A 26,469-nucleotide genomic window follows, 5' to 3' on the forward strand; every position below is an offset into this window, starting at 1 on the left:
GCCATGGGCGCTCCTGTCCACTGGTGTAGACATCGCGCATTTCCTGCCATGCCTACACCCTTTTCAGCATGCCACAATTTACGGGATCTGTCACGGGTTTTGTCCCGCACAGAGAGGAGATCACCCCCACACCGTCAGGAGCGTCTGACAGCTTCTCAGGAGGTCGTCCGCCCGATGGCTTGGTCACGGCCGAGGCCGACCTAAGCTGCGCTTCTCGGCTTCGCCGCTCGACCTGACCGCACTGCTCTACCCCGGCGGGTCCCTGCTGAACAGAGGGCTCGGGCAATAGGTCACAGCGGGTGAGCCGCAGCCTCCAGGAGCCATTGCTAAAGAGCACTGCCCCCCTGCCCGAAAGAACAACTATCTCCTGAGGCCCGACGCAGACATAAAGGTCTTATCAGCCGAGCGGGTGTGTGTGGTTGGTTTCAGAGTGTTCCCGCCCGGCTGAGAGATCCCCCATCCGTGAGGCGTGGTGCCATCGGTGTCGGAGGCGGGAAAGATCTCCGGGACCCTTTCGTGAAGCACGGGCGCGCCTTCGCCTGGGTCCTTGTTATCGGGATCCGCTGTTACGTCCTGTTGTCCGACAGGGTGCTGGCCCGGCGGGGCGGTGGTGCCTTTCTGATCCGCGTCCGGATGAAGGGTGCGGCGCGCTTGCGGCCGGGTCCTTCAAGCTCCAGGATGAGCGTCTCCAATTCGCCGATCTGCTTTCTGATCCGATCGATCGTCTCCTCACGCTCTTGGCTGGACATTGGCAGCCGACCGATGTTGGCCCGACACAGCATCACGGCCGTGTTGGCCGCCGACAGGTTGGCCTGCAAGGCGCTGTAGGTGGTGATCCGGTAGCTCATGCCCGATCCTCTTATGCGCTATTTGCATAAGGCAGACCCGGTTAAGGAGCCGTTAAGAGGACCGGATGGTGCCGACCGATCTTGTGAAGAGGTCCGCACCCGCAGCACGTTTGCGGCAGGGCGGCGACCGCCTCGTCGTCTCAGACGGCCTGCAGATCGACCGCGCTTGTCTTGCCGTTGCGGCCGGTTTCCAGCTCAAAGGAGACTTTCTGCCCATCCCGCAGCGTGTCCAGTCCGGCGCGCTGAACGGCCGTGATATGGACAAACACATCCCCGCCTCCGGCCTCCGGCTCAATGAAGCCATATCCCTTGTCGGTGTTGAACCACTTGACTGTCCCGCGCGCCATTGTCCCTCTCCGCTGCACAACAAGACCTTGCTTGGCATAGCGCTCAGCCGCGCAGCAAGAGATTTCTGATCGGGGGCCGGCAGAGCAAACCTGCTGCGGCCACGTCCGAGGCGACGGCTCGGCCGGGCCCGGGGGACTGCACGCGTTGCACAGGCGACAGGCGGGACGGACCTGTCCCTATTCTGCGAGGACCCTATCTCCAAGCCGTCGTCGTCACACTGCGGGAACGGGTCATGGGGCAGTGTGCGATTGAGCATCTCGCCGGTCGCGTTGTGCTCGCGTCTTCCCTATGCTGGGCGCAAAGCAAGGAAGGGCCATGATCATGACGAAGGGCTATTGGGTCGCATTTGCCGATGTGACCGACCCGGAGGGCTACAAGGATTACATCGCAGAGAACGGCAAGGCCTTTCGCAAGTATGGCGGGCGTTTCCTGACGCGCGGCTCCAAGAGCGAGGTCTCGGAAGGCAACCCCCGCTCCCGCGTGGTGGTGATCGAGTTTCCGAGCCTTGATGCAGCCGTGGCCTGCTATGCCTCACCCGAATATGAGGAGGCCATGCGGCTCAGAGCGGGCAAGGCCATCATGGACCTGGCGATCGTGCCCGGATACGAAGGACAACAGCCGGACGAGACGGCCTGACCGGAGTGAACGGGAAGCAGCACGCCCTGTTAGATCTTCGGGCGGCCCCTCGTCTCGAAGCCGCCCATGCGAGATCAATATTCGTCGGGCAGACAGACGGTGAGGATGCGGATCGTCTGCTCCGGATCGCTTTCCACCTCCGGTCCCATCAGCCCGTCGGTGTCGTAAAGGTCGATCTTCCAGTAGATGCGCACGGTCTCGTCTCCGTGCGGCACATCCGGCATGCCGAAGCTGCGGACGCCATCGGTGCCATGATCGTCCATGACCGCCGCGTCGGTGCGCACCCGGTCGAGGGCCGCGTCCACGAAGTCAGGGCCCCGGGCAACGATCCCGCGCGTCACGACCACCCTGCCGCGCAGAGTCTCGCCCTGCCATTCGGTCTGCCCAAGGGCCGCCCGGAAGGCGTCGTTCTGCGCCCCGATGATCCGCGCCTCGGCCAATGCGGCCTCGTAGCGGTCGAGATCGAAGACCGGCCCCGCGCAATGGCGGCAAGCGTCTGGACGGATGCCTGCCGTGATCTGGGTGGCCTCGCAGGAGATGCATTGATAGCGCGTCATGAGAAAACCCTCCTTCTGATCTGGCGATCACCTCACGGCCTTGCTCTTCTTCAAGAATGGGAGCGGGCCAGGAAGGCGAGCCGCGCCCCCGGCGCGTCTCACCTTCCTGGGCTGCCTCCCGGCGAGGGCGGGAGGGGGGCCCGGCAACTGGAAAATCAAGCCCCAAGGGTCGGGGGCCCCGTCTGCACAAGCCGCCGCTTGGCGGCGCGGAAGATGGGGGTGCCCCCTTGGGGCGCCGCATTTTGCGGTTGACGGGGGAACCGGCGGTTCCCCTCTTCCTTCCCTTCCGGCCCCGGTGCGGGTCCGGCGCTGCGCCATCCTGCAGGGGGCGTTCGGCTCGTCCGAATCCCCCCTGCACGGCGCTCCACGCGCCACCGGAGCTTTTCCGGACCACACGCCGCAGAGCGGCGCAGCAGGCTGCGTCCGACAACGAAGCCGTGGCAGGCAGAGGGCTGTAGAGAACGGCGCTTACGCGCCGCACTCGATCTTCATCACCGGGATGCCCAGCTTGCGGGCCTTGTCAGCCAGGTTCTCCTGGATGCCGGTGCCGGGGAAGACCAGGACACCGACCGGCAGGACATCGAGCAGCGCGTCATTGCGCTTGAAGGGTGCGGCCTTGCCGTGCCTCGTCCAGTCGGGACGGAAGGCGATCTGGGGCACCTTGCGGTGATCGGCCCAGCGGGATGCAATGAGTTCCGCGCCCTTGGGTGAGCCGCCATGCAGGAGCACCATGTCGGGGTGCTTGGCATGGACCTGATCGAGCCTGGCCCAGATCAGCCGGTGGTCGTTGAAGTCCGCGCCGCCGGTCAGGGCCACCTTTGGCCCGGCAGGCAGCATCACCTCGGTCTCGGCCCGGCGCTTGGCGGCCAGAAAGTCGCGGCTGTCGATCATCGCCGCCGTGAGATGGCGGTGGCTGACCATCGAGCCGGTGCGTGGCCGCCAGGCACTGCCGGTGTGGTGCTCGAAGGCCTCGGTGGCGAGGTCGCGGAAGAGCTCCATGCCGGCGCGCCGTTCGATCAGGGTCTGCCCTTCGGCCGTGAGGCGCTCGAGCTCAACCGACTTCACCTCGCTGCCGTCCTGCTCGCGCTGCAGGCGGCGCTGCGCCAGTTCGTTGCTGTCGAGTTCGCGCTCGACGCGGGCCGCGGCACGGTGGAAGAGATTGACGGTGCCCCAGAGCAGTTCCTCGAGATCGGGCTCGAGCCGGGTGTCACTGAGGCTCGCCACCAGGGCGTCGAAGATGTCGGACACGGCGCTGGAGACGGTATCGGCCTCGGGCAGCGGCCGGGGATCAGGCTCGTCCTGAAAGGGGCGCCAGCCGTAAAGCTGGAGTTCGGTCAGGACGTGGTCGGTCTGGGAGGCGGTATGGACCGGCTCGGGGGCCTGGTCGTCGGGATCCTGTGTCATCGCGTTCTCCTTCGATGGGGCGGGGCGCGCGTTTCTCGCGGCCTTCGCGGGCATCGCAGCGCACGGGCGGGCCGGACGGGCAGCCCTCGCGCCTCGCGAGGGCCTTGATGGCCAAGGCCGGCTATTTTGCTTCGCGATGCAAAGCGTCCGCAGGACGCGGCGGAAAATAGTCGGCCGCCGCCATTGCCCGGCCGATCCGGCTGTGCGCCGATTGCCCTCCTCGAAGGCCTGGAACGCGGATCTCCGCGCGTGAAGGAGAGGTGACCGGGACAGGGAGGGACCCGGCCAAAGGGCAGAGGCTGGCACCCCTGCACCCCCGAGCCTGCCCTCACCCCTTCAGGAAACGGTGCCGGTCGTCAGGATGCAGCGCGTCCTTCAGCGCCGCTTGCAGGGCTTGCAGCCCGAAGTGCCGCAGGTCGTCATTGAAGTCGCCTCCGACGGGCACAAGGGCAATCGCCTCGATGCCGAGGCTGGCCGCTCGGGCCAGAAGGCTGTCGCGCGCTCTGTTGCCGGCGGGGTCACGGTCGCACAGGACATAAAGGCGGCGCAACGTGGGAGGGAAGAGCACGGCGGCAAGATGGGCGGCCGAGAGCGCAGCCAGCATCGGCATGCCGGGAAGTACCTGGCGCGGCGACAGCACAGTCTCGATGCCCTCGCCCACGGCCAGCACATCATCGGCTACTCCGAAGCGGACGCCGTGGCCGAGAAGCTCCCCCATGGCCCGGCGCGGCGTGGCGATCGGGGCCTTGTCCAACCCATCGGCGGCAAGCCAGGTGCGATGCGCGCCGGTCTGGCGGCCAGAAAGGTCGGTGACAGCGGCAATCATCGCCGGGCGGGCTTCGGGGCGCGCCTGCCCGTCCGGCCGGTAGTAGCACCGGGGGTGGAAGCGCAGCGCGCCCGTGGAGGAAAGGCAGGTGATTGCCCTGTTGGCCAGATAGGTTGCCGCGAGCGTGCCGCCGATCGGTTCGGCCATGGCGAAGAGCCGCCGTGCCGCCTGCCGCGAGCCGGGTGCCCGGCGAGATGTCCCGCCACCTGCTGTCTGGACCGAGGCCGGATCGGAATGGGGAAGCGCAAGAAACCGGCGTGCCTCGGCAGCCACATCCTTGAAGTCGAGAAGGCCGGCCGCTTCGCGGATGAGGTCGAGCAGATCGCCGTGCTCGCCTGTGGCGGCATCGGACCAGCGGCCCGCAGCACCCCCGCCGGTTTCCGGGCCTGCCAAGCGCACGAACATCGAGCGGCCGGGGGTGTTTCTCACATCGCCCACCAGCCAATAGTTGCCGACACGATGGCCGGACGACAGGTAATGGCGGCAGACCGACTCGGCCTCCCGGCCAAGACGGATCGCCAGATCGGATGCGTCACGATGGGGCATCAGAGGACCTCCTGTGTGCTGGGGTATCTGCCTCCTCCGGGGTCCGGACCGCGGACCCTCGGTCGCGGCGTTTTCCCGAGGGCGGAAAGACGAGCTCGCGGCACTCTCTCGACCGCATCGGCTCACCCCCTGCCCCGACCCCCCTCTGTCTTTGCCGGCCGTCTCCATCACCGCACCACGGCCGGGCGGCACACCCTCACAGCCTTCCCCGATGGCCATCCCCTGGTCTGCTGGCGGAAGCAGGGTCTTGGGCTTCAAGGGCACAGGTCGGCGACAAGTACCTGCAGTCATGTGACGAGGCGGCGTCCACCGTGACAGCGGATGGCGCCGGGCGCACAGCGCGCAAGGCGGTCAGACGGAAGCGTTGGCATGACCCTCAGCGCTTTTTTGACGGGTGCACCATGCGCGTCGACTTGCGGCCGTAGTTCTTCACCGTCTCCCGCAGCGTCGCAATCTGGTCATCAATGGTGGGTGTGGACCGCAGACGCTCGATCTCGTTTTGGAGAGCGAGGCGCATGGCTTCCGTCTTGTCAACGCCAAGCATGTCCGCCAGGGTTTGCGCCAAGTCATCCACGCGTTCATCGCGGATCGCGCTCTTGTCCGTCATCTGTTCCGCCATGTATGGGAGGCATAGTTGACTCGGTATGCACAGGAAAGTCTCTTCAGCAAGTCAGCGCCCGGATCACAGCCGCAGGTCTCGACCGGCAAGCTTTGATCCGACCCAAGTTTGGCCTTTGCCTTTCGCGGCAGCGGGGAAATAGCCGACCGGAAATTGCCTTGGTCCTGCTCAATAGAGTGCGGCTCCATTTTGTTCAGTTTTGCGGCCCCGCTTCATGCGATTGCCAAACGCCGAATGTCTTGACAGGCAATCTTATAGTGAATGGGGCTATATAGCCGATGCATACTCTTTAATGGCAGGGTCTGCGATACGCCGTCCAAATGGAGCAAAATCCGTGCCAGCCATCTTTTGCAGGCTTGCCCACAATCCGAAAAGCTGGCTTTTCAGAATAGTCGTTGTGGCGTATCGAAGCGGCATAATCCGCAAAGAAAGGGCCGGCCATGGATATCGACTACAATACGCTGACATTGGAGCAGCTCAAGGAGATCAACCGCAAATCCGCGGCCGCGATCACGAGCTATGAAAGCCGCAGCCGCAAGGAAGCCATCACCAAGGCGACCGAGATCGCCAAGGCGGCGGGATTTGCCTCGCTGGAAGACATGGTGAGTGCAAAGCCCGCCCGCGCGGGAAAGGCCGAACCAAAATACCGTCACCCGGAGAACCCCGATCTGACCTGGACCGGCCGCGGGCGAAAGCCCGGCTGGATCGCAGAGGCCTTGGAAGCCGGAAAGTCGCTCGCAGACCTCGCAATCTGATAGAACAACGCTCTCCTCCCTATTCTGAGAGGGCGGCATTTTGTTTTCAGCGCCGTGCAAACATCATGAGACCTCCGGTTGCTTCAATCTCAGGCGGGTCTTCCCTGATCATCCCGGAATACCGGTCAGGGATTTGTCGAAATACGGCAGACCGCGCAAAAAATCCTTAAAAGGGACCGACGCAATTGCGGTTATTGCTGCGCGGACGTGGACCATCAGCCATTCGCGACCGGGAAACCCTGCTAACAGTCCAATCGGCACTGTGAGCCGGTGATCTCCTCCTGGCCCTCTTCTCTGCAGCCACAGCGCAGCCACCACGAAACAAGCGCCCCGCCGAAAGGCAGGGCGCTTGCAGGGATCAGTCGATGGCCTGGAAAATCTCGCGGGCCTCGGGATGATCCGCGGCATGGGCGTAAAGGCGGGCAAAGCCGTCCGAGAGTTCCGGAGCGTCATGGCGGAACGACAGATGCGAGAAGGCAAAGAGCGTGGCGATGATGCCGGCAGCATCGGCCGACACATCGCCCTCGTAGCCGTTGCCGTCCCAGACGAGGTGGAAGCGGGGCTTGCAGGTCGGGGCGAGATAAAGGGGCTCGCCTGCCCGCTCAAGGAAGTCCCACATGCCGCCGGTGTAGTCTGTCGGGCTCAGCCTTTCCATGAAGCCGAAGACGGTGTGCTCGCCGACGAGAAGAAGGCGGGCGCCGAACAGCCGGGGCAGAAAGCCCATGCGGCGCTCCTCGGGAACGGGCATGGCAGAGGAGAATGAGGGTGCGGTGAGGGTCATGGCGGAGATCTCCGGTTATGAGATACGGGGATGCGCCCGCCATGTCGCTCTCTAGCCCCGGCAGGCGCAGCCTTTCCCCGGCGACCCTCTGTCTCTCGTGACCCCAGGCCAGACCGCACAGAGGACGTTACGGCTTGATGACCGCCTTCGGCTTTGCTGCTCGGGGGACGATGGATTGGGCCGTCAGGTTGCGTCCGGCGCTGACGAGCATGGACCAGCTTTTGAGCGCCGAATGCGCGACACGACCAAGCTGTCGCGGCATAGGGACGACGGGATGCGGGGCGGCCGTTGCCGCCCCGGCCCCCATCCTCATTCGGCGGCCATGCCCTGCGAATGGTCCTCCTCGACCCGGGCAGGGCCGTCTTCCCCTGCTCCGGACGGAGGCTCCCGTGCGGGATCGTCCGTGTCGTCTGGTTCCGCGTTATTGGCCTCACCGGTCGGGTCGGTCGGCAGGGAAGCAGATCCGGCATTCTCGTCGCTGGTTGCCCCGCTTTCGGCAATCCGCAGCCGCAGCGGCTCGGGCAGCCAGCCGGTCTCCGCCAGGAGCCGCTCGGCTTCCCGCGCCATGTCGGGTTTCTTCAGGTGATCGATGCGCTGCGCCGCTGCCTCCCCTACGCCTTCGCGCACTGCCGCAAGGATGCGCGGCTTGGTGACACGGCCAAGGTAGCTCTCGACCGTGGGCCGCCAGCCCGCCTCCACGAGATCGAGCCCCGTCGCTCGGGCCAGCCGGTCGGCCTCGCGGAGGCGCCGCTCAAGACCCTGCTGACTGACACCCGTGCCACTGTAGGGGTTCGGCCGCTCGACAAGCGCATTGACCCCGAAGCTGACGCAGTGGGCCAGCAGAGCCAGTCGGCTTGCATCGTCGAGGTTCTCGAGCCAAGTCCAAAGCCGGTCGTCATCCTCGGCATCGGGCAGGTCTGCCTGCCATGCCGCATGGCGCGCAGCGATCTGTTGCGCGGGCAGGCTGTCAGCCAGACCCGGGGCCTGCACGGGAAAGTAGACGGTCCGGACAAAGGCCTCCAGGGCCGCGCCGCAGCCGCGGCTGACAAAACAGTCCAGCACCAGCCGGTGCAGAAGGGCTGTCAGCGCGACATGCGGGTGCGCGGCCAGGGCGTCGCGCAACGCCAAGGTGCGATATGCGGTCAGCTCAACCACCAGGCTCTCGGGCAAGGGCTTGAGGGTGTCGGTCTCCTCGGCACTTTCCTCGCCGGTGCCTGGCTCACCCGTCATCGTGACGACGGCGGGCTGTCCGGCGACGTGGGGCGTGATGCCGCCCGTTGCATCGGGCAATCCCCCGGCCTCGCCGTCTTCAGTCCTTTGCCCGTCCTCATCGTCGGGACGTACATGGCCACGATCGACCATCAACCTGCCGTCGGTGCCTATGCTGACAAACACCCCGGCGCGCGCCATCTGCTCGGGCGAAAAGACCACTGGCCTGTGCTCATAAGCCTCGAGCGCCGCTTCGATCTCGCCTAGCCGCCGGTCGACATCCTTAGGCAGCTCTTCGGCCTCGGCATGCTCGGCCTCGAGCAGGTCGTATTCGTCACGCAAAGCCTCGCGGGTGGCACGCTCCTCGTCGGTCAGGTCGATGGTGGTGCCGGCGATCTGCCGAAGCCCGCGGTCGTGGCCATAGGGTAAGCTCACGGCCACCTCGACCCAGGCCCAGCCTTCCGCGGCGATCGCCTCAGCCTCACACTTCAGCTTCTCCGCGACCAGCCGGTCGAGCAGGGCCACGTCCTGCAGCCAGCCACCATCGTCGGTCTCGAAGAGATCGCGCAGCACGATGCCGCCCGCCGCCTCGTAGGCCGAAACACCCACGAAGAGCGCGCGCCGGTCGGAGGCCCGCACCGTGGTCTCTGTCAGCATGCGGCGGATAGTGTAGGGCTCCTTCGACCAGCTGTCCCTGACCACCTGCCAGACCTGCTCCTGGCGCGCATGGTCGTCGGTCACGGTAAAGGCCATCAGCTGTTCGAGCGTCATGGCGTCCTCGCCGTAGACCTCGAGCAGCGCCGGCGAGACCGCGGCCAGCCGCAGGCGCTGCCGGACGACCTTGGCGTCGACGAGAAAGGCCGCGGCGATGGCCTCTTCGGTCATGCCCTCCTCGCGCAGGGTCTGGAAGGCGCGGAACTGATCGAGCGGATGGAGCGGCGCCCGCTCGATGTTCTCGGCCAAGGACAGTTCGGCCACGAGCACATCCGTCTCGGACCCGCTCCCCGAGACGATGCAGGGCACGGGCGCGGTCTTCGCCAGACGCTTCTGCTTGACCAGCAGTTCAAGCGCACGGAAGCGCCGGCCGCCGGCAGGCACCTCGAAGAGGCCGGTCTCCGCGCCGTCCTCATCCAGAACGGGACGGACATGGAGGGACTGGATCAAGCCGCGCCGGGCAACGGATGCGGCAAGCTCCTCGACCGAGACGCCAGCCTTGATGCGCCGGACATTGGACTGGCTGAGGACCAGCTTGTCAAAGGGAATGTCGCGGGCCGAGGCGAGGGTGATGGGGGATATGGCTTTGGCCATGGGCGTGTTCTCCGCGACGGGCGCCGGGGAGCCTCTCTCCCTGGCTTCCAACCCGTCACGATCCCCCCAGCCCTCCTTTGCCTCTACCGGGCGGCCGCGCCAGGAACGCATCGTGCCTTCAGAAGGTGCCGCGCGTGCCGCCTCGTGCTCACCGTCAGGGGTCAATGCTGATGGCGCGAGCCCCTGTTCATCCATCACCTGCCCCAGCAACCAGGCGAGGCGAGGCGACGATGGGGTCTGATCGGGGCGGCTTTGTCATGGGCGCCAGCAACGCTCTGCGAAAACAAGTCCAGAGGGACCGATGCAGGTCTTCCCAATGCCGGTCACGATAAGGGTGCTGCTGAGGTGGAGCTTGCCTCTGACCTTGCAACCATGGAAAATCGCGAGGCTACCTACCCTCGATCGGCTGCCTCAAGGTGGTCACCCCTGTCTGTGTATGTTCGGGACGGCCATGAAGAAGACCGCCAAGGTTCCAGTGGAGAAAGTCGTAAAGGGTTTGCTTGTGAAGCACGCATGCCCTGTGCCGTTTCACGCTGTGCGCACACGGTTTCTGGGCAATATCGCCACCCCCGGAATGTCGGTCTCGCCCTTGCAGATCATCAAGGACCTGTGGGGTGGCGAACTCCCCCCTTCGACAGCATGGATGAGTTCAACACCCTGCTCGAGGCCTTGGTGCAGGGCTTGTGGAACGAGTTGGCCCGGCACCAGAAGCGCAGCCAGCCCTTCCGGCTCACCCGCACACCCCTGGACGCAACCGCTGCCAATCTCGGCCTTTACGCCCGTATTCGCCTCGAGGAGTTGGACGGCTTTCTCGAAGGGCTCTTCAACGGGCAGGAGGCCATCGATCTGCCCGAGCGTGCGCATGAGGCTGTCGGTCACCTCGAAGAGTTGCGGGCCATGATGGCCGGTATTTGCGACCTTGTGGCACGTAACCCCAAGGCCGATGACCGCACCCAACTCGAGACGACCTTCAAGCATCTGCGCGAGCTGACCCGGATCATGGAAACCGAGATCCACGAGGCCGTGCTGTCCTGCACTCGCGCCCGCCGCCAGAGGCTTGAGGCCACGCCCACCGCCAAGCCGACGATCCACTGATGGCCCTGTCCTCCGAGGAACGTCTTCGCGAAAAGCTGCGCAAGATCGAGGCGCTTTATGCCGGTGCTGCGACCGCCGGGGAGAAAACTGCGGCAGGTGCCGCGGCGGAGCGCATTCGGCGCCAGTTCGAGGCCATCAGCAGGACGGAGCAGGCTGAGGAGTTCAAGTTCTCGATCACCGATCCCTGGTCACGTCAGCTCTTCATCGCCCTGTGCCGGCGCTACGGCATGAAGCCGTTCCGCTATCCGCGCATGCACCGCCAGACCGTCATGGTCCGCGCCCCGGCCAGTTTCGTCCACGTGACGCTATGGCCGGAATTCGAGGAGCTCAGCCGCGCCTTGACGTCCCACCTCGATGACATCACCAGGAAAATCATTCGCGAGGAAGTGCACGAAGCCACCCAGGACGCGGACGAGATCAACGAGCCGCGTCAGCTGCGCTGAGATGTTTTCGGCCGTACCTTCGAAGCAGGCCCACGCGGCGACCGGGAGAAGACAGCTCCACGCCCTCACCCGGCGCGTTCCCGGCCATGCAGATGGACGGCTGCAGGTCTCCTGAGGGAAGCCGGCGCGAGGCCGGGCGGCTGTAAACCGTGCTCAGGCAAGACATGTCGAACCGGGGGGCGGTCGTGACACCGGCTGCTGGATGACCCCCGTCTCGCAGGCTGAGTTGGACCGATATCGGCGTGGTCGGACGGGGGTGATCCTCCGGCACGTCCAGGCGCACACCTTGCTACACCGTGCCGGTGAAAACAGGAGAACCAGGGTGGCCCGCATCTGTTTCATCGGGTGCGCGGGAAGACAGAGGGGCAGGCTGCTGCGCGTGCATCCAGTCGGCGGCCTGCTGGGCCTTGGCCGCGGCGGTGAACAGGGCGCGGGGGTCGTTCTCCAAGACGCGCAACCACGACGCAAGGTAGGCGGCATGGTCGGGACGCGGATGGTGGGCAATGCCGAGATCGGCAAGCACGAGGCCACTGAGGATCTCCACGCAGCATTCTTCCGCCGCATAAGCCGCCGAGCCAAACCGGCCCGACAGATCGCGGTCAAGCCTGTGCTTTGCCCCGGAGGCGTGACCGTGCTCATGCAGCCAGACGCCATAGAACGACGGGGCGTCCCGAAACGACCCGAAGTCCGGCATGACTACCGTATCCGACGAGGGACGATAAAAGGCGTCCGGCCCTCCGAACACGGTTGTGATCCCCAGGTTGGCGACAAAGGCCTCTGCCTGCGCCAAACGCTCGTTCTCCGACAGCAGGTGTGTCGGAGGGCGCTCGTACCCGTCCACCTGGTCGACATTGAACACGGAAAAGGCGCGGGCAAACATCCGCACGCGGCCGATGTCGTCCTTGCCGGTATCCCCGGCCTCGTCGAACGAGGACACCTGCTTCCACAAGACGATGGTGGTCGAGCGCTCGCCCTTGCGCACCTGCGCCCCGGCCTCTTGCCACTGCCGATAGGTACCCCAAAGGCCATTGTTGTACCCGGAGACCATGGCTGCGGCCCATAGCGCAACGGTGTTGATGCCCCGGTAACGCCTGCCGGATGCCACGTTGGTCGGCCGGGCGGCACAGCTTCCGTTGTGAAACCACGGTGCATGCCACTCCCCTGCCCCGTGTTCGATTGCCGCAATGATGGCGGCCGTGACGCGCGCGTAAGTGTCGGCCCGCGAACCGGCAGCATCGCCAACGCGTGCAGAATGCGTCAGCCGGTCGGCACCGTTGTTGTGTCTGGGCATCGCAATATCCTCCGCGACGGGGCGCCGGAGGCCTTTCCTCCGGTCTTCATCCCGTCACGCAGTGACCAGCCAAGCTTTGCCTCTCGAAACCCGAGGGATCCCTTGCGGTCGTCCACGAGCGCCGTAGCAAACGTCACGGTCAAAGCCTGATCTGCAGCCCACCACGCGCAGTGGTTCATTCATGATTGGAGAACAGAAGTCCCTTCAACCACACCCTAACGACGTAAAGGGCGGTAAGCGGTCCCCTGCGCCGCGGCATGGCAGCCGCGGCACAAGCTCAAAAGCCGACGCTCAGACGGCGCGCAACTGCAAATGGTGCCTAACAATCCAGGTGGCGAAAATGCGGACTGACGGAAATGCGGCGCGGCAAGCGCGGCGTAATTCCAACCCGGACGTGAGAGTGTCCGCCCTTTTGTGTACGACCCATCGGGTCCATGCTTCATCGATAGGAAGCATGCATGACGATCTCCAAGGAAATTCTGGACGAACTGCTGAAGGGTGTTGAGCGCACTCAGGATAGGACAGGCTTGAAGCGGCTAGCGATCTAAACCCGTCATACTTCGTTCACCTTGGGAGCGTCCGAGTTTGGCTCATATTCAGCGAAGTCGCCAATTGATGCTTTTCCGGCGACCCGTCCGCCGAGGACATCGGTCATAACATTTTCAAAAGCCTCGACGACTTTGCCCGGCGTTTCGGCGAGCTTATGCTCGAACAGCAGAGCGTCGTGCATTGGCAAAACGATTCTGGTGTCTCGGATGGATGCTACCATTAGCAGGGTCCGCTTGAATATCAACGATGCAGTGCCCTGGACCACTTGGCTGACGGCTGAACGCTGCTCTTTACCTGTGAGTTGTCCCTTGTTGGCTCGCCGGTAGTGGTTGCCCAGGATAGTGGTCACCCGGCCGCCACTCTGAAATTCGGTCCAGACTTCCTTCTTCCATTCTTCGTATCGCTGGAAGCGCCGGAACGCCTCCTTTGCCTTTTGCCTGTCAACTCCAAGAGATACGGCGGCGTCCACAAGCGCCTTGCGGCTCATGCCGTAAGCATAAGACAGAAACAACTGCTTGGCAGCTTTGCGAGCGCCGCGAAGACCCAAGTACGTAGTTGCGAAGAGTTCATACATGTCGCCAGCCGCATAGAGCCGCTTGAGCTCCTCATCGCCTGAGAGTGCTGCCATGATTCCTACTTCGAACTGATCGAAGTCAACGTAACAAAGTTTCGCATCACCGTGAGCGGCTACAATCGACCGATATCGTTTTGGGATGTTCTGGAGGCTGGGACTACGAAGCTGTACACGGGACGTGCGCGAACCGAATACGTCCACCATGGGTCGCGTGCCGTCTGTTGACAGCGTGAGTGAGCCGAGCACTTTGCGCGTGGTGTCCAACGCGAGAAGCGCCATGGTATCGCCACCGAAATCGCGATCATGTGGCACAAATTCGAGGAGGTATTCGACGGAAACCTCATCCAATTCGAAGCCTTCCTTGATCAATTTGGCCTCGATGTTACGCCTGCTTGGCGTTTCGAGCGGCATGTCGTGTTTTGCAGAATAGTCTTTAAGTGCCAAGAAATAGTCGTGCTCTGCCTGTGCACGCTTTTTCGAAAGTCCGGCGGTATCAAGTGAAATGCCAGCCGACATCGAATGCTGGAGCAACCGGTAGACGGGCACCTCAACTGAGAAAAAGCGCTCAAGCTCACCGTCGGCGGATGCACGCTCGCGGAGGTCAAGATACATTGCCGCTATCGCCGTTGCGGCCTTGGCTGCGACCGCCTCGTCGAACGGAGCACCCTTATTAAATATCTTCTGGTAAGCGTCACAGACCTCCTGTGCGGCCCCGTACTGCCCCAGATGTGCTGTGACGTCGCGCTTCTCGCGGGAGAGCCGTTCTTCTGGGATTCCGCTGACCGCGATGCGAAGTTCGTCAACGTCGATGATTATACCAGGCAGCGTACCCGTACTATCAAACAGTGCATCGCGGATCATCCAGAAGTCATGGCACAATATAGGGCCTTGAAATGAGACGACACTCGCAGCATCGGTCTCCTGAAGTCGGCCGTCCTGGAACCAATAGAAAGCGTCCGCTCCCCTCCCGGTGAAGTCCTTTACGAAGAGCAGCAGGAGAGGAATCTGATCAATCATAGCTGCTAACCTCGTCAACGAGGTTCAGGAGATCCGTGCTTTCCCTTACGGCGAACGGGAGACCACCTTCATTGGAGTGGCGCTCCGCTCTGGGGCCCGTTCCCTTCAGGCAGACGGGCACTCGGCCATATAGCGAACGGCGTGCCTCTTCTTCTAAGATTGACGAGGCAATGAGGAGGTAGCGGGCGTTCTGGTAGGGCAACGTCCCGAACTCCTGCAAACACCTCTCGATCAGTGCCTTCTCACCTGTGCAACGGAGCCAGATCAGGATGGCTGCTGCCTCGCCAGACTTCATGTCCTCCCGCAGCTTGCGATCCGCGAGCGCAACGAGATCGTCGGACCCGTGCCGCCGCATGGCGAGCAGCATCCAGATGTTATAATTCTGCCAGTCGTGGATCGCTCCTTCCTCTGCGAGCAGGAATGCCTCTAGGGCCGGCAGACAGCGCCCCTCACGGTCAAGCGTGGCGATCAAGCGGCAGTACTGATCAGTCGTAACGGCATGCTCGGACAGCGAGCGCGACAGTGCGTCGAGGAGATTTAGCGACAACGCATCACCCACGTCAAAAAGTCCGGACTCCACGATCTTCGCCACCCGGTTTACCGCAAAGCGGAAGGTGCGCGACTGCGAGTCCCCCTCGGCAATGCACCGGCTTAGAATCTCAAAGATATACGTTACTGACCTAGTCACGATTCGACGACTGCGGGATTGCCACATCTGGTTGATCGCGATGGTGGAACTGTCCTGTGATGGGAAGTGCTCTGCTACTTTTTCGTTCGAAACGTCGGGCCCGAGTATCTCTGTCTTGTTAGCGTTGATATTGAGGCCGACCGTCCGCAACTGCCGGATGACGTCCTGAAGGGCTCGCCGCGCGTGCAGTTCGGAGTCGGCAATGATGCGGATGTCATCGACGTAGCGATAGTAATCGTAGCCCTTCCTCACCATTTCTTTGTCCACCAACGACAGCAGGATATTGGAGAGGAAGGCCGATGCATCACGGTTCTGTGGCAGCCCGTGGTCGCGGCTGAACGTCCATTGCGTTAGGAGCCGGTCGAGAGTGGCAATTGCGTTACGGATCTGCAGCTTCTCCGGTCCGGCTGCCACAAGATCCGGAACTGCCTGCTCGAGAGCCTTGATGATCTGCGCGCGCGAAATATTCTCGAAGAAATTGCTTAGGTCGGTGACCAATAGATAGCGTCCCGACTTACGGAAGGTAAGCGTGACGCCTTCGAAGGTGAACCAGCGGTCGATTTTGTTTTTGAACAGATACTTCGCATTGAGAGGAGCTGGCTCGAACCGATAGCTTAGTACTCGATGACCAAGGAGTGGATCGTAAAACGGAATTAAAAAACTGCAGATGGCCTGATAGACGAAGCGATCGAAGAAATCGGTTTCCAAACCATAGCGCTCACCGTATCCTTTCTTTGGAATATTGCGAACAACGCTACGCGTACCCCGGTACTCACCGTTCCATTCTTGCAAAAGCGAGATGATAATCCGCTTTGCGTCGGCTGGATTGTTGAAAAGGTCGTCATACTGAAGGCAGTCAAAGTACCAATCGTCACGCATGTCCTGACGGAGGTGCTTCAGCACTAGATCGAAATCGACCGGGAACCCGAGCGCTTGCCCGTTGCGCCAGAAAGCCGGATCAAGCGCATATTCGCTCTTTTCGTCAGTCATGCTAAGATATTCACCCTGTTGCGCTTTCTGGCTTTTAGTGGTCGGGTGGCCCTGGGAGGGATGGGTTCGAACCAGGCCTTTTCGATTGCGCTTCTGTAACCTAACAAATTGAACCAGCACGCGATCGCCACGATCGAAGGCGACGCCTGACGATGCGATGAGCCACCATTCATGCTGAGAGCTCCCGGTGGCGCAGGTACGGCTCACCCAGCACGGAACTGCTGACAACCGACAACTCGAAGCGGTAGCGAACCCCTTGGTCGCTCCAATCGTCTGGCAATTCGCTGTTTGCGACGACATACCCGGCAGGATCGATCCAATCGATCCCGTCGCTGGCCATCAGCGGCAAGACGCTCATATTAAAGTTCAGATAGTCGGACGTGGGTCGCGCGAGCCGCACATCAATCGCCAGTTCGCCGGGCGGTGTGTGCGGCGGCCGAATTGGCCGGCGTTCGTCCATCCAGGCTCGGATCGATCGCGGATCCAAAATCTCGTTGGGATCGACGCCGTCACCGCGCGAGGCATAATAGTCCAGCGCATCGCGTTCCGCATTCGGCCGATCGACGGCATCGCCTCGCGCCAGCAGGTATGCCGCAACAGGGTCGAGCGTGCCCCAGCTAATAAGCTCCTTCAACCAGAACGCGATCCACGGTAATCCGCTGCTCGGCCAGTCGTCGATAGTCATCGCATCGAGAGGCTGCCCCGTTGAATCGCGATCGAGCAGGACGCCGATGATGCTGCCAAGACCCCAGCTTCCCTTGTAGATGAAGTTCTCTGAAACAAATTTGAACCAGCTGCCCAAGTCTTTCGCCGACGGTTGGCGCGACAGGCTGGGCTTGAAGAGCCACCAGCGAAGTAGCTTCTCCCAGTCGTCGAACGCCTTCTTCCGGCCCAGTGTCTGCCCGATTCGGAACGCCGGGATCTCAGACAACTTTTCGATAATGGAGCGCACGAAGTTGAAACGGGACTCTGCCGGTCGTGACGCATAGTCCTGACCGCCGATTAAGGCGCCGCGAAACTCCTCGATGCGGTCGAGCAGGATCTCGCCCGATCGCGGTGCCAGGCTAGTCTTATAGAGTTGCCGCCGCCGGGTGGGATCAGGATACAGCGCGACGATGGCTTGGCCCCGCGCGAGCCAGTACTGCGCAAGGCGCGCTTCTTCATTGGCCGCGACATACGCATAGGTCCGCTGCCAGATTTTCTGCAGTTCGCCCTCGATCTCTCCGGTCGCCAAGCGGCGCCTTAGCAGCAGCTCTGCTTCCTGTAATACGGCGATCAGGATACCGTCGAAAGTGTCGAGCAGCGCGCCTGCATCCTCGTTGTCCTCTTCGGCTTCGGCGATCGCTGTCGCATCGAGCCATACGAGGAACTCGTCTTCGTCGTCGCTGTCCGAAATGTCTGCCCAAACCTCACGCAACGCTTCCAAAAGGAGCGCCAGCGGACTGTGCGCTTCGCCGTCCTCGGCTGTCATAGCGCCCGAGGCCGCCATCTCCGTTGCTTCCTGCAGCTCGCGAACAAGCTGGTCGTAACCGTGCCACTGCCGGTTCCACACAGGCTGCTGGCGCCCCCGGCGTAGCTCATATTCACGTTCCGGCAGGACTACGAGCGCGCTTCCCTCGGTCGCCACGCCCGGGCGGCCTGTGCGACCAATCAGGTTCGCGAATTCATTGACGGGCATTACATCGTTGGCGCGGCACACACTCGGAATCAGCAGCGTGTTGACTGGGATATTCACGCCTTCCGACAGCGTCGACGTCGCGATTACGACCCGCACCTGACCCCGATCGATCGCGACCTTGAGGCGCCGCGCAAGCAGAGGTGGCATCTGCCCATGGTGGACCGCGACGCCTTTCGTCAGCAAGCGAAACTCTGAGGATTCTCTAGTGAAATAGTCTTCTGCGGCGGCGAGGCAGCGCTTCCAGTGTGGATCCTCTTCATCAACCGACCAATAGTCGGGAAGGTCCTCGTCTTCCCACTTCTCCATGAGATCCGCGCAGGTTTCGGCAAAAGTGCTGACCGACTGAGTAAGCGAGATTAGAACGCTGGGTTTGGTCCCATCGGGACGTTCCCTCGCAAGGTGAAGGGCAGCCCAAAGGGTCGGTGCCCGCATGCGAACTTCAGGTCCTTCCTCCGCATCGATCCCGCCAGGCAAGTGCCGGAAGGGTTGCGGCACATAGGGCCGATCATCTGTCCGCTCGTCTTCAAACTCGAGCGTGCGGCCATCCATCAGATCGTAGCGGATGTCGAAGCGCCCCGACGGCGTCACCTCGAGCCGTCCGAGCATTTGCCGCGTGCTGCGGTGAGTCGAGGTGACAGGTCCTGCCTCCGCATCGCCCGCGAGCCAAGACGCGATCGCAGGCGCGGCCTTGGCCGCCACGGCCGACAGCGCGATAACCCGAAAGCCCTTTTCTTCCTTGGCGCGCAGCAGCCGTGCGCTCAGCTGCTCCAGACGCAGCGAACGCGATGTGCCGTCCGAAAGACTTTGAACCCTCTTCGGATCCTGCTCCACCATATGGGCCTCGTCGATCACGACCAACCTGACCCGGTCGAGGAACAGGAGCCCGAGATAGCGAAGTAACGCATCCGCCTTCTCGAATGTGCAGATCACCACCGTCGGCTGGTCGACCTTGAGCCATGCATCGGTGGGTCCCCAGTCGGTCCCACCGTAAAGCCCGGTGACCACCACCGGCTCGGCTGCGACGCCGCGCAGATCTTCGGCAAGCCGAGTCTCGACCTCGGCCGCGAGCGCGCGCGAGGGTACGAGGTACAAGACGAGGTTCTCTGCAGAGAGTGCATGCGCGCGTTCTTCGAAGAGCCCCTGCACTGCGCCGAGAGTCGCAATCGTGGTCTTGCCCGAACCCGTTGGCGTGCACAGCACGAAGGAATCGCCCTCGGCCAACCGGCGCACGCCCTCGGCTTGGGCGGGCCACACTAGCGCGCGCCGGTTGATAAAGGCGGCACGGGCAAACTGGACCAGCGCGGCGCTTGCGCGGGGGTTGGCATCGTTCGCCAGCCGTTCGATCTGCGGCCACAGGCTGGTCTCAACGAACACACGCGCATTGGCAGCTGTCAGCCGCGCCAGTAGATAGGAATAGGGATCGCGGCTATGGAGGAAGCCTGCCGCCAACGCTTCCAGCTTGGAGAGTGCGCGTTCGACGAGCGCGTCGTCGCCTGTGTGCATATAAGCGCAAATCGTGCCGATGCACATCACGACATGCCGGATCGATGCCATCTCCAGATCGACAAGCTTGATGCTCCTCCCGTCGATCTCCACGGTTTCTGGCCGCAGCGTCCGCTCCAGCCCTAGTTCCCTTTGCGCGGCCCAAAAGGCCTGGACCGCCGACAACGCTGCGGAGAAATCCGCCCGCAGGAAAGCGCGGAGCAGTTTCGAAATGGAGTCTTCCCTCGGCACATGACGCAGATGTCCGAGCGCCATCGCCGGGTAGCCGGCCAACTGATATGCGGCAGCCGACAACAGATGCGTCGGCACGCCCTCGGGTTTGAGCGAGGATTGCGACAGCCATTCGAGTATTTCGGCGGCGCGCTTCACCGCCGGTTTCCACTCGCTGCCACCTGCAGATCGCTCGATCCAAGCGGTCTCAAGCAGCAGCATCGCCTCGTCGAGCCGCGCCACCATTTCGTCTGCGGTGAAGCTTGCCAGACCGTCCCGGCCCATGTCGCGCCGGATTCTCTGGCTGTAAAGCTTGGCTTGTAGGGGCGAAAGCCGGCTCCCTGCCAGTGAGCCCCGGATGTCACGGGCAAGCGTGAGAGAGGCTTCGTTCGGCATCTAGGCTCCCCGATACAGGATGTCGACGAGGCCGTCGAAGTCCTCGAGCTGGAACTCCATAGCTTCGAGCCTGCGATTGGCCGTGTAGGATGAGTGCGGCGCCGCGTGCGGAAGCCAGCTCACCCTGGTCGCCGGCTTTACCGGCCAATGCCCCACCGTATAGGAAAGCCCGTCGCTACGTTTGGCGGTGCGAAACCCCTCGCTGTAGAATGCAAGCAGCCGGGCGACCCACTCCTGCGCCTGCGGGCTGTTATAATCGGAAAGCAGAGTTATCAGCTCGCGTACCCCGCTTGGCCGGCGCTGCCCCGCAGAGAGCTTCTCATACGCATCCTGAATCGTTGCCGTGTTGCTTGTGGCGAGGCACTTCGCCTCAAGCGTCAGCACATGCGTGATCTTGCCGCTTGCGTCGATGCGGAACGCGATCGCGTCGTCACCGGTCCGCCCCGGTCGCCGCTCGGACACCGCATCTGGATCGTGCGATTCCCCCATCAGCACGCGCTCGTTGATCAGGTCGAGATGTTGGAATTCTGTATCATGAAATCGGAACAGAAACGCAGGGACATGCCAGTCGGAATGGCCGAAAGCGCCAAAATGTTCGACTACCAAGCCTGCCAGTGTTTCGCCGAGATAACCCTGGAGCGTGATACGATTGAGCATCGCGGGATAATGCGCAGCAGGGTCGTCGGCGGCACCCCGGAACGGCGACAGATCGTCTTCGAACCCCTTTCGAATACGCCGCCGCGCATCGTCGAGAGCTTCCTGCGCATAGGCGACCAACTCGTCGCGAAGCGGCGCAAAATTGCCATTCACTTCGCGCCACACGCGCAGGCGATACCGAGGCGGGGGCGCTGGCAGAGTCTGGGCAGCCATCCAGGCTTGGAGCGGTTGCAAGGTAACGCGAAGAGACCTGATCATTAAGCTCTTACCGCGTTGTAGCGGTCCAAATTGGTAGTAATTTAGACATCTAAGTCCCCCCGCGCGCATGCTAGCTTTGAATTCAGCGCGCACACAAGAGCGATAGCCTCTAAGTGGGTATATAATACGTCAGCCCGGTAACAGATCTGGCACCGCGCCTCGCTTCCTAGGTGGCAAGAGCCGGCAGCCGGCTTGAAGAGTTCAGGCATTCGCTTTTTCAATTTTTGTGCTCTGGACCAAGCAGGCGAGAGCCGGCCCCATTGCAGTCATTGGTATGGTTGCGAAGAATTAGCGCTTCTTCCCACTTCGGCGGTATTGACGGGTCAAAATGCTGCGCCACGCACGAAAGACCGGTATGGTGAATGCTGCAGGGTAGCCATCGGTGCTCGTGAATGTCCGGTGAGGGCCGGGTTCCACGCGATCTGCCCGTGTGATAGCGGCTGAGCTGATCTCAGCTGAGTCCTGCTACACCTCTTCTGCGCCGCGACGGAGAGCCACGTCTTGGTTGAGCCCGAACGTGGCATTGATTTTCTTGGCTTCTCGCACTATCTATCAAACGTCTCTGCTGGCAACAGGTTAGACAGATGCTTCCTGTCCTGTCGAAGGTTATGGCTACTGTGAACGCGCCCTACAGCGTGGCGGTAACGCCTGCCCAGTTGGCAGTCCGCATTGCCGATCCCGAGAGTGCTGTCGTCTGCGACCATGCGACCTTTGCATTTCTCTCGGAAGTATCTCTGAACCTGCAGCATGCCTTCATCGATGCAATGGCCGTCGACCCGGAAAAGGTTGCCTTGGTGGCCAGGCAGTTTTCTGACCTTGCCGGTTACAGGCTTCCGCTCGCATCCTGATGAATACCCCCAACCCGAGCCGATGGCCCGAGCTTTTCGACCAGGGAATGGCAATCGTCGATCAAGCGAATGCAAATGGCATTGCCATGAACGACTGGACATTCGGAGGTGGCACTGCCCTCATGCTGCAGATCGGGCACCGTGATAGTCACGACATTGATCTGTTTGTCAGTGATGCACAATATTTGCCCTTTTTGAATCCAGAAACCCAAGGATTCAAGCTTAGCCTCGTTCCGAGCGGCTACGAGACAGATGGCACTAGGGCCCTCAAGATCGTCTTTGATGGCGTCGGAGAGGTCGATTTCATCTGCTGTCCTACGGTCACAGACCACCCCTTTGAACAGGCAATTGTCAATGGCAGGGAGGTCAATCGCGAGACACCGGCGGAAATACTCGGGAAGAAGATCGTCTATAGGGGTGCAACACTGCAACCCCGTGATATGTTCGATATTGCCGCCACCGCTGTTGTGCTTGGCGAGGATGCTCTCGTTGCCTCACTAAAGCCTTTGGCTGGGCCAAGTGGCGTGGCCTTGAAGGTGGCTCGTGGGATGAATCCCGACCTGGCTCGAACGGTGATGAGCCGACTTATGGCACGCTCGGGCTACCAGGATCTTCACCTGACTGCGCAAGACGTTGCTTGCAGGGTGCTGCAGCGGGTGGCTGGCGAGACAAGGTAACGACGGGGCGCTTCGTTACGCCGCTCAGACAGAAAGAGCACAACAGCGGGACCACATGGGTCGCGGGATTTCAGTTCGCGCAAGGAGGTCTTCGATCGGTCATGTCAGGCAATCAATGGTGCGAAGAGATCCTGCAGCGTGGCCTCGTCCAGGATCGGCAAGCTGCTGTCGGTGTTCTCGTCGAACAGGGCGTCGGCCAGGGCCTGCTTTCTCGCCTGGAGGTCCAGGATCTTTTCCTCGACCGTTCCCGCGGCGACGAGGCGATGGACGAAGACCGGCTTTGTCTGGCCGATCCGATGGGCGCGATCCATGGCTTGACGCTCGACCGCCGGGTTCCACCAAGGATCGAACAGGATCACCGTATCCGCCTCGGTCAGTGTCAGCCCCACGCCTCCGGCCTTGAGGCTGAGCAAAAAGACCGGGGCGTCCCCGCGGGCGAAGGCGTCGAGAACGGCGGCGCGGTCGCGTGTCTCGCCTGTCAGGCTGAGGCTTGCAATTCCGACTGCGCTCAGATCAGCCTCAATCAAGCGCAGCATCTCGACGAATTGCGAAAAGACCAGGACCCGGCGGCCCTCGGCCACGAGCTCGGCCAGCAATTCGCGCAAGCGGTCGCGCTTGGCACTGTCGGTGACCGAACGCGCGGCCCCGGTCTTGACCAGGGTGGGATCGCAGCACACCTGCCGCAGCTTTAGAAGCGCGTCGAGCACCGTGATCCGCGCGGCGGCAAGGCCTCGGCTGCCGATTGCTTCGCGTACACGCTGGTCCATGGCGCTACGTACCGCCTCGTAAAGCCCCTGCTGCGCCTTTGGCAGAATCACCAGATCGAGTATCTCGGTACGCGGCGGCAGTTCCGCGGCCACCTCCTCCTTGGTGCGGCGCAGAAGAAAGGGGCGCAGGCGGCGGGTCAGACGGGCCTGTGCGCTGACATCGCCATGCTTCTCGATCGGGGTGCGGAACAGGGCCTGGAAGCGCTTCCGGTCGCCCAGAAGCCCCGGCACCACCCAGTCGAACAGCGTCCAGAGATCCTGGAGCGAATTCTCCATCGGCGTTCCGGTCAGGGCGATGCGCCCTTGGGCCGGGATCTCTCGCAGGGCCTTGGCCAATTGCGATGCCGGGTTCTTCAGGGTGTGGGCCTCGTCCAGAATGACCAGCGGCCATTGCTGCCCGGCTAGCCAGTCGCAATCACGCGCCAGCAGGGGATAGGTAGTGATAACGAGATCGGCCTGGATAAGCAGCTCACGCAGCGCCTTGCGGTCCGGGCCATGCAGGACCAGCAGGCGCAGCTCCGGTGCAAATTGCGCGGCCTGGAACTGCCATGCATGCAGCAGGCTCGTTGGCACGATCAGGAGAGCCGCGCCCTTGCTGCCGGCCTCGCGCCGGGCCTGCAGCAGCGCCAGCGTCTGGACCGTCTTGCCTAGCCCCATGTCATCGGCCAGCACCGCTCCGAAGCCGGCGCTCAGCAGCCCGTTCATCCATGCCGCGCCAAAAGCCTGGTAATGTCGCAGTTGCGCCTTCAGTCCGACTGGTGCTTGCAGGTTCTCGCCCTTGGTCAGGGCTTCGAGATGCCGAGCAAGGGGCAGGATACCGGCATGGTCCGAGAACCGCGCCGTGCTTCCTTCCAGCGCCTCTTCCACAAGTCGCGCGACCCCGGCATCGGTGGGATGCAGGGCGCCTAATTCGGCATGATGGCTCAGGAAGAGATGGAGAAGCGGTGCGAGGGGCGAGAGATCCAGGGCCGCATAGCTGTTCTTGCCCCGGTCGAGATAGATCGGCCGGACGGAAAGCTGCTGCCTGAGGGTCTCGACATCCGGCACCTCCTCCCAATCCTCGCGGATTTGCTCGAGGCAGGCCGCCAGCAAGGGAGCGATGTCGAGAGTCTGGCCGCCTATCTCGGCGGTGAAGCCCAGCGAGAACCAGTCATGGCCCCCAAAGGACTCCCCTCTTTCCGCCTGGGTGGAGACCGAAAGGGAAGCGGCCTCGGGGCTGAGGCGATAGGGCCATTTCGCCGTCTCGGTGATCTCCCAGCCTTCGTCGCGAAGCGCCGGCAGGAGACCGAAAGCGAAGTGCAAGGCATCTCGCTTGTCGGTCATCCGAAGGAGATGCAGGCTCATCTCGCCTTCTGCGAAGACGAAATCGCAGCCCGCCATCCGCTCACTTGGCCAATGGACCTCCAGTTCCTCGACGGGAAGGGCGCCCGCCTCCAGCAGCCGGCTCCTGCAGGAGGCTTCCCAATCATGGTCCCGGATCAGGCTGACCACCTCCCCGGCTGCGACAAGGCGCGGATCGGCGCCATCCTCCGGGACCTCGATCCCGTCATAGGCAAAGCGCAGGGTCAGCGTCGGCAGAAGCAGGCTGTTGCCCCATCCGCGCGGACCGTCCTTCGCCGGCTCGGCCGCCAGGGTCAGCCGGGCGCAGCGCACCTCCGCCGCCCGCTTGATCCGCCGCGTCTTGCGCAAGGGCGGCAGGGACATCCCCGCGACCTCCTCGGGCAGAACCGCGCCGAGGGCCTCGGCCTCGGGCGGCGACACCATCGGGGCGGCGGTGACGAGCCGCAGCGCGGCCTCATCGAGCACCCGCGCCAAACAGCCCATAAGACCGCCTTGCCGGTCAAGCCAGATCGTGGCCCCCTCAAGCGTCCGGAGGTCGAGCGCCCGCCCGGCCTCATCCTCGAAGCCAAGCTGCTGGTTGCCATCTGCCGTCATCCGCCAGGCGAGCCGCGCGTCAGGAAGGTGGTCGGACCAGCTGAGATGGGCCCCCGGCGCAGTGTCGTGCAGGAACCGGCCGCTGTCGCAGAGCCTGCGCAAAAGGGCAGTTACCTCTTCTCCGCGCGGCCGCAGGAGTTCGGGTAGACCATAGCTGTAGGGTGCCTCCCAGAGCCGCGTCTGGGCCAAGGCGGAGAGCAGGTCGAGATCCAGGGGGCGGATGAATTTGGCGGGGGCGACACTCCGCATTTCGCGCAGAATGTCATGTCGGCGAATGGTCTGGTTCAGGCCGGTCCCTGTGGCATTGATGCGGCCCTTGTAAATGTCAATCTTGACCTGCGACCCAGTAGGCATGAGCACGTAGAGCAGGCGGTCCTTGACCGTGTCCGGGTAGTCCTGCGGTCGCTCCACGGCGAGCTCGGATCGCGGGGCATAGGTGGCGAGGCTCTGCAGCCAGTTGCGTGTTGCAAAGCTCAGACCGGTGCCGACGCCGGGAGAACCGCGCTCGCTCCAGGTGATCAGCGCGGCTGCCACATGCTTGCAATTGTAGCCTATCGGGCAGGAGCAGATGCCTTCGACAAGATCGTCCCGCACTGCAATATGCTGCTGATAGGTCCGGCCCCGATCATTCGTGACCCGCGCCTGCAGATGCCCATTCGGCAGTAGATCGACCGATCGCACGAACCCGCGTCGGCTATAGTCCCTCCCACGTTCTGCCGTAAGGCGGTCAAACTGGTCTTCCAACTGCATCATGCACCAACGTCCCATGCCAGTATGCTTGTCTCCTGTCCGTGGTCGGATGATTTGGAACAGGCGTCTTGATTTTGCTCTGCAGGGCACTGGCTCTGTGGATCAAGGTTATGCTGCCTGGCGCTGATGGATCAAGTATACCGGGAACTGTTTTGAGACAGCACCTCGCGCCAGTTATGCCGCCGGAGTGAACCCCTTGTGCGCGTCGGTCTGGCAATGCTCAGCGCGGACTCCATAGCTGCCGATGGCGGGCGGTGGGTGGCGAACGGAACGTGCCGCCGTTCTGACAGTTGATCCGACCAAAGC

The 26,469-nt window shown here is 62.9% G+C and carries 20 protein-coding genes; 6 read left to right on the forward strand and 14 right to left on the reverse strand.

The annotated features are described in order from the left end of the window. Window positions 1-566 precede the first annotated feature (566 nt). Complete coding sequence (locus tag RAH32_RS16635) at window positions 567-848, reverse strand: hypothetical protein (RefSeq protein ID WP_306609326.1); 282 nt, start codon at window positions 846-848, stop codon at window positions 567-569. Between the two features lie 140 nt (window positions 849-988). Next, the gene (locus RAH32_RS16640; RefSeq protein ID WP_306609328.1) at window positions 989-1,195 is read right to left on the reverse strand and encodes a cold-shock protein; all 207 of its coding nucleotides are present in this window, start codon (window positions 1,193-1,195) and stop codon (window positions 989-991) included. 316 nt (window positions 1,196-1,511) lie between these two features. On the opposite strand from RAH32_RS16640, the gene RAH32_RS16645 reads away from it, so the two are divergent. Further along, window positions 1,512-1,832: a DUF1330 domain-containing protein gene (locus RAH32_RS16645; RefSeq protein WP_306609330.1), complete on the forward strand. Its 321-nt coding sequence runs from the start codon at window positions 1,512-1,514 to the stop codon at window positions 1,830-1,832. Between the two features lie 74 nt (window positions 1,833-1,906). On the opposite strand, the gene RAH32_RS16650 is transcribed toward RAH32_RS16645, so the two are convergent. From RAH32_RS16650 to RAH32_RS16665, 4 genes are all read right to left on the reverse strand, one after another. Further along, a complete protein-coding gene (locus tag RAH32_RS16650) occupies window positions 1,907-2,389 on the reverse strand; it encodes a DUF3768 domain-containing protein (protein ID WP_306609331.1) in 483 nt (160 codons plus the stop codon). Between the two features lie 468 nt (window positions 2,390-2,857). After that, entirely contained in the window at window positions 2,858-3,793 is a 936-nt protein-coding gene (locus RAH32_RS16655) for a DUF2493 domain-containing protein (protein WP_306609333.1), read from the reverse strand. Window positions 3,794-4,121: 328 nt separating this feature from the next. After that, entirely contained in the window at window positions 4,122-5,165 is a 1,044-nt protein-coding gene (locus tag RAH32_RS16660) for a DUF7146 domain-containing protein (protein WP_306609335.1), read from the reverse strand. Between the two features lie 376 nt (window positions 5,166-5,541). Further along, the gene (locus tag RAH32_RS16665; RefSeq protein ID WP_306609337.1) at window positions 5,542-5,772 is read right to left on the reverse strand and encodes a type II toxin-antitoxin system VapB family antitoxin; all 231 of its coding nucleotides are present in this window, start codon (window positions 5,770-5,772) and stop codon (window positions 5,542-5,544) included. 452 nt (window positions 5,773-6,224) lie between these two features. On the opposite strand from RAH32_RS16665, the gene RAH32_RS16670 reads away from it, so the two are divergent. Then, entirely contained in the window at window positions 6,225-6,539 is a 315-nt protein-coding gene (locus RAH32_RS16670) for an H-NS histone family protein (protein ID WP_306609339.1), read from the forward strand. A gap of 358 nt (window positions 6,540-6,897) precedes the next feature. On the opposite strand, the gene RAH32_RS16675 is transcribed toward RAH32_RS16670, so the two are convergent. Both RAH32_RS16675 and RAH32_RS16680 read right to left on the reverse strand, forming a co-directional pair. Beyond that, window positions 6,898-7,320: an antirestriction protein gene (locus RAH32_RS16675; protein WP_306609341.1), complete on the reverse strand. Its 423-nt coding sequence runs from the start codon at window positions 7,318-7,320 to the stop codon at window positions 6,898-6,900. 309 nt (window positions 7,321-7,629) lie between these two features. After that, window positions 7,630-9,837, reverse strand: coding sequence for a ParB/RepB/Spo0J family partition protein (locus RAH32_RS16680; RefSeq protein ID WP_306609343.1), 2,208 nt, complete (start codon window positions 9,835-9,837; stop codon window positions 7,630-7,632). A 639-nt stretch (window positions 9,838-10,476) separates the two neighbouring features. Here RAH32_RS16680 and RAH32_RS16685 point away from each other — a divergent pair. Together RAH32_RS16685 and RAH32_RS16690 are read left to right on the forward strand one after the other, a co-directional pair. Next, on the forward strand, window positions 10,477-10,932 hold the full coding sequence (locus tag RAH32_RS16685) for a hypothetical protein (RefSeq protein WP_306609345.1): 456 nt from the start codon (window positions 10,477-10,479) through the stop codon (window positions 10,930-10,932). Then, window positions 10,932-11,375 (forward strand): hypothetical protein, encoded by a 444-nt coding sequence (locus RAH32_RS16690; RefSeq protein ID WP_306609347.1) that lies wholly within the window; start codon window positions 10,932-10,934, stop codon window positions 11,373-11,375. Before RAH32_RS16685 ends, RAH32_RS16690 begins: the two co-directional genes overlap by 1 nt. Before the next feature lie 289 nt (window positions 11,376-11,664). On the opposite strand, the gene RAH32_RS16695 is transcribed toward RAH32_RS16690, so the two are convergent. The 5 genes from RAH32_RS16695 to RAH32_RS16715 all read right to left on the reverse strand — a co-directional run bounded on the left by RAH32_RS16695 (window position 11,665) and on the right by RAH32_RS16715 (window position 21,141). After that, entirely contained in the window at window positions 11,665-12,666 is a 1,002-nt protein-coding gene (locus RAH32_RS16695) for an ArdC family protein (RefSeq protein WP_306609349.1), read from the reverse strand. A gap of 553 nt (window positions 12,667-13,219) precedes the next feature. Continuing rightward, window positions 13,220-14,806 carry a DNA polymerase gene (locus tag RAH32_RS16700; RefSeq protein ID WP_306609351.1) on the reverse strand — a complete coding sequence of 529 codons (1,587 nt, stop codon included), beginning with the start codon at window positions 14,804-14,806 and terminating at the stop codon, window positions 13,220-13,222. Next, window positions 14,799-16,484: an RNA-directed DNA polymerase gene (locus tag RAH32_RS16705; RefSeq protein WP_306609353.1), complete on the reverse strand. Its 1,686-nt coding sequence runs from the start codon at window positions 16,482-16,484 to the stop codon at window positions 14,799-14,801. Before RAH32_RS16705 ends, RAH32_RS16700 begins: the two co-directional genes overlap by 8 nt. 169 nt (window positions 16,485-16,653) lie before the next feature. Further along, the gene (locus RAH32_RS16710; RefSeq protein ID WP_306609355.1) at window positions 16,654-20,271 is read right to left on the reverse strand and encodes a DEAD/DEAH box helicase; all 3,618 of its coding nucleotides are present in this window, start codon (window positions 20,269-20,271) and stop codon (window positions 16,654-16,656) included. Then, complete coding sequence (locus RAH32_RS16715; RefSeq protein ID WP_306609357.1) at window positions 20,272-21,141, reverse strand: hypothetical protein; 870 nt, start codon at window positions 21,139-21,141, stop codon at window positions 20,272-20,274. It abuts the gene before it with no gap. Window positions 21,142-21,770: 629 nt separating this feature from the next. Here RAH32_RS16715 and RAH32_RS16720 point away from each other — a divergent pair. Together RAH32_RS16720 and RAH32_RS16725 are read left to right on the forward strand one after the other, a co-directional pair. After that, the gene (locus RAH32_RS16720; protein WP_306609358.1) at window positions 21,771-22,034 is read left to right on the forward strand and encodes a hypothetical protein; all 264 of its coding nucleotides are present in this window, start codon (window positions 21,771-21,773) and stop codon (window positions 22,032-22,034) included. Window positions 22,035-22,081: 47 nt separating this feature from the next. Next, entirely contained in the window at window positions 22,082-22,711 is a 630-nt protein-coding gene (locus tag RAH32_RS16725; RefSeq protein ID WP_306609360.1) for a nucleotidyl transferase AbiEii/AbiGii toxin family protein, read from the forward strand. Between the two features lie 104 nt (window positions 22,712-22,815). Here RAH32_RS16725 and RAH32_RS16730 read toward each other — a convergent pair whose 3' ends face one another. Next, the gene (locus RAH32_RS16730) at window positions 22,816-26,166 is read right to left on the reverse strand and encodes a DEAD/DEAH box helicase (protein ID WP_306609362.1); all 3,351 of its coding nucleotides are present in this window, start codon (window positions 26,164-26,166) and stop codon (window positions 22,816-22,818) included. Window positions 26,167-26,469: the final 303 nt, after the last annotated feature.

It is taken from the genome of Paracoccus yibinensis, assembly GCF_030846195.1.
Taxonomy (GTDB): Bacteria; Pseudomonadota; Alphaproteobacteria; order Rhodobacterales; family Rhodobacteraceae; genus Paracoccus; species Paracoccus yibinensis.

Bases quoted from the DNA above. Each gene is read 5' to 3' on its own strand.
- RAH32_RS16700 (WP_306609351.1), bottom strand. From the start codon at position 14,806: ATGATTGATCAGATTCCTCTCCTGCTGCTCTTCGTAAAGGACTTCACC.
- RAH32_RS16685 (WP_306609345.1), top strand. From the start codon at position 10,477: ATGGATGAGTTCAACACCCTGCTCGAGGCCTTGGTGCAGGGCTTGTGG.
- RAH32_RS16690 (WP_306609347.1), top strand. From the start codon at position 10,932: ATGGCCCTGTCCTCCGAGGAACGTCTTCGCGAAAAGCTGCGCAAGATC.
- RAH32_RS16725 (WP_306609360.1), top strand. From the start codon at position 22,082: ATGGCAATCGTCGATCAAGCGAATGCAAATGGCATTGCCATGAACGAC.
- RAH32_RS16680 (WP_306609343.1), bottom strand. From the start codon at position 9,837: ATGGCCAAAGCCATATCCCCCATCACCCTCGCCTCGGCCCGCGACATT.
- RAH32_RS16665 (WP_306609337.1), bottom strand. From the start codon at position 5,772: ATGACGGACAAGAGCGCGATCCGCGATGAACGCGTGGATGACTTGGCG.
- RAH32_RS16720 (WP_306609358.1), top strand. From the start codon at position 21,771: ATGCTTCCTGTCCTGTCGAAGGTTATGGCTACTGTGAACGCGCCCTAC.
- RAH32_RS16705 (WP_306609353.1), bottom strand. From the start codon at position 16,484: ATGACTGACGAAAAGAGCGAATATGCGCTTGATCCGGCTTTCTGGCGC.
- RAH32_RS16715 (WP_306609357.1), bottom strand. From the start codon at position 21,141: ATGGCTGCCCAGACTCTGCCAGCGCCCCCGCCTCGGTATCGCCTGCGC.
- RAH32_RS16655 (WP_306609333.1), bottom strand. From the start codon at position 3,793: ATGACACAGGATCCCGACGACCAGGCCCCCGAGCCGGTCCATACCGCC.
- RAH32_RS16675 (WP_306609341.1), bottom strand. From the start codon at position 7,320: ATGACCCTCACCGCACCCTCATTCTCCTCTGCCATGCCCGTTCCCGAG.
- RAH32_RS16640 (WP_306609328.1), bottom strand. From the start codon at position 1,195: ATGGCGCGCGGGACAGTCAAGTGGTTCAACACCGACAAGGGATATGGC.
- RAH32_RS16710 (WP_306609355.1), bottom strand. From the start codon at position 20,271: ATGCCGAACGAAGCCTCTCTCACGCTTGCCCGTGACATCCGGGGCTCA.
- RAH32_RS16695 (WP_306609349.1), bottom strand. From the start codon at position 12,666: ATGCCCAGACACAACAACGGTGCCGACCGGCTGACGCATTCTGCACGC.
- RAH32_RS16645 (WP_306609330.1), top strand. From the start codon at position 1,512: ATGATCATGACGAAGGGCTATTGGGTCGCATTTGCCGATGTGACCGAC.
- RAH32_RS16635 (WP_306609326.1), bottom strand. From the start codon at position 848: ATGAGCTACCGGATCACCACCTACAGCGCCTTGCAGGCCAACCTGTCG.
- RAH32_RS16650 (WP_306609331.1), bottom strand. From the start codon at position 2,389: ATGACGCGCTATCAATGCATCTCCTGCGAGGCCACCCAGATCACGGCA.
- RAH32_RS16730 (WP_306609362.1), bottom strand. From the start codon at position 26,166: ATGATGCAGTTGGAAGACCAGTTTGACCGCCTTACGGCAGAACGTGGG.
- RAH32_RS16670 (WP_306609339.1), top strand. From the start codon at position 6,225: ATGGATATCGACTACAATACGCTGACATTGGAGCAGCTCAAGGAGATC.
- RAH32_RS16660 (WP_306609335.1), bottom strand. From the start codon at position 5,165: ATGCCCCATCGTGACGCATCCGATCTGGCGATCCGTCTTGGCCGGGAG.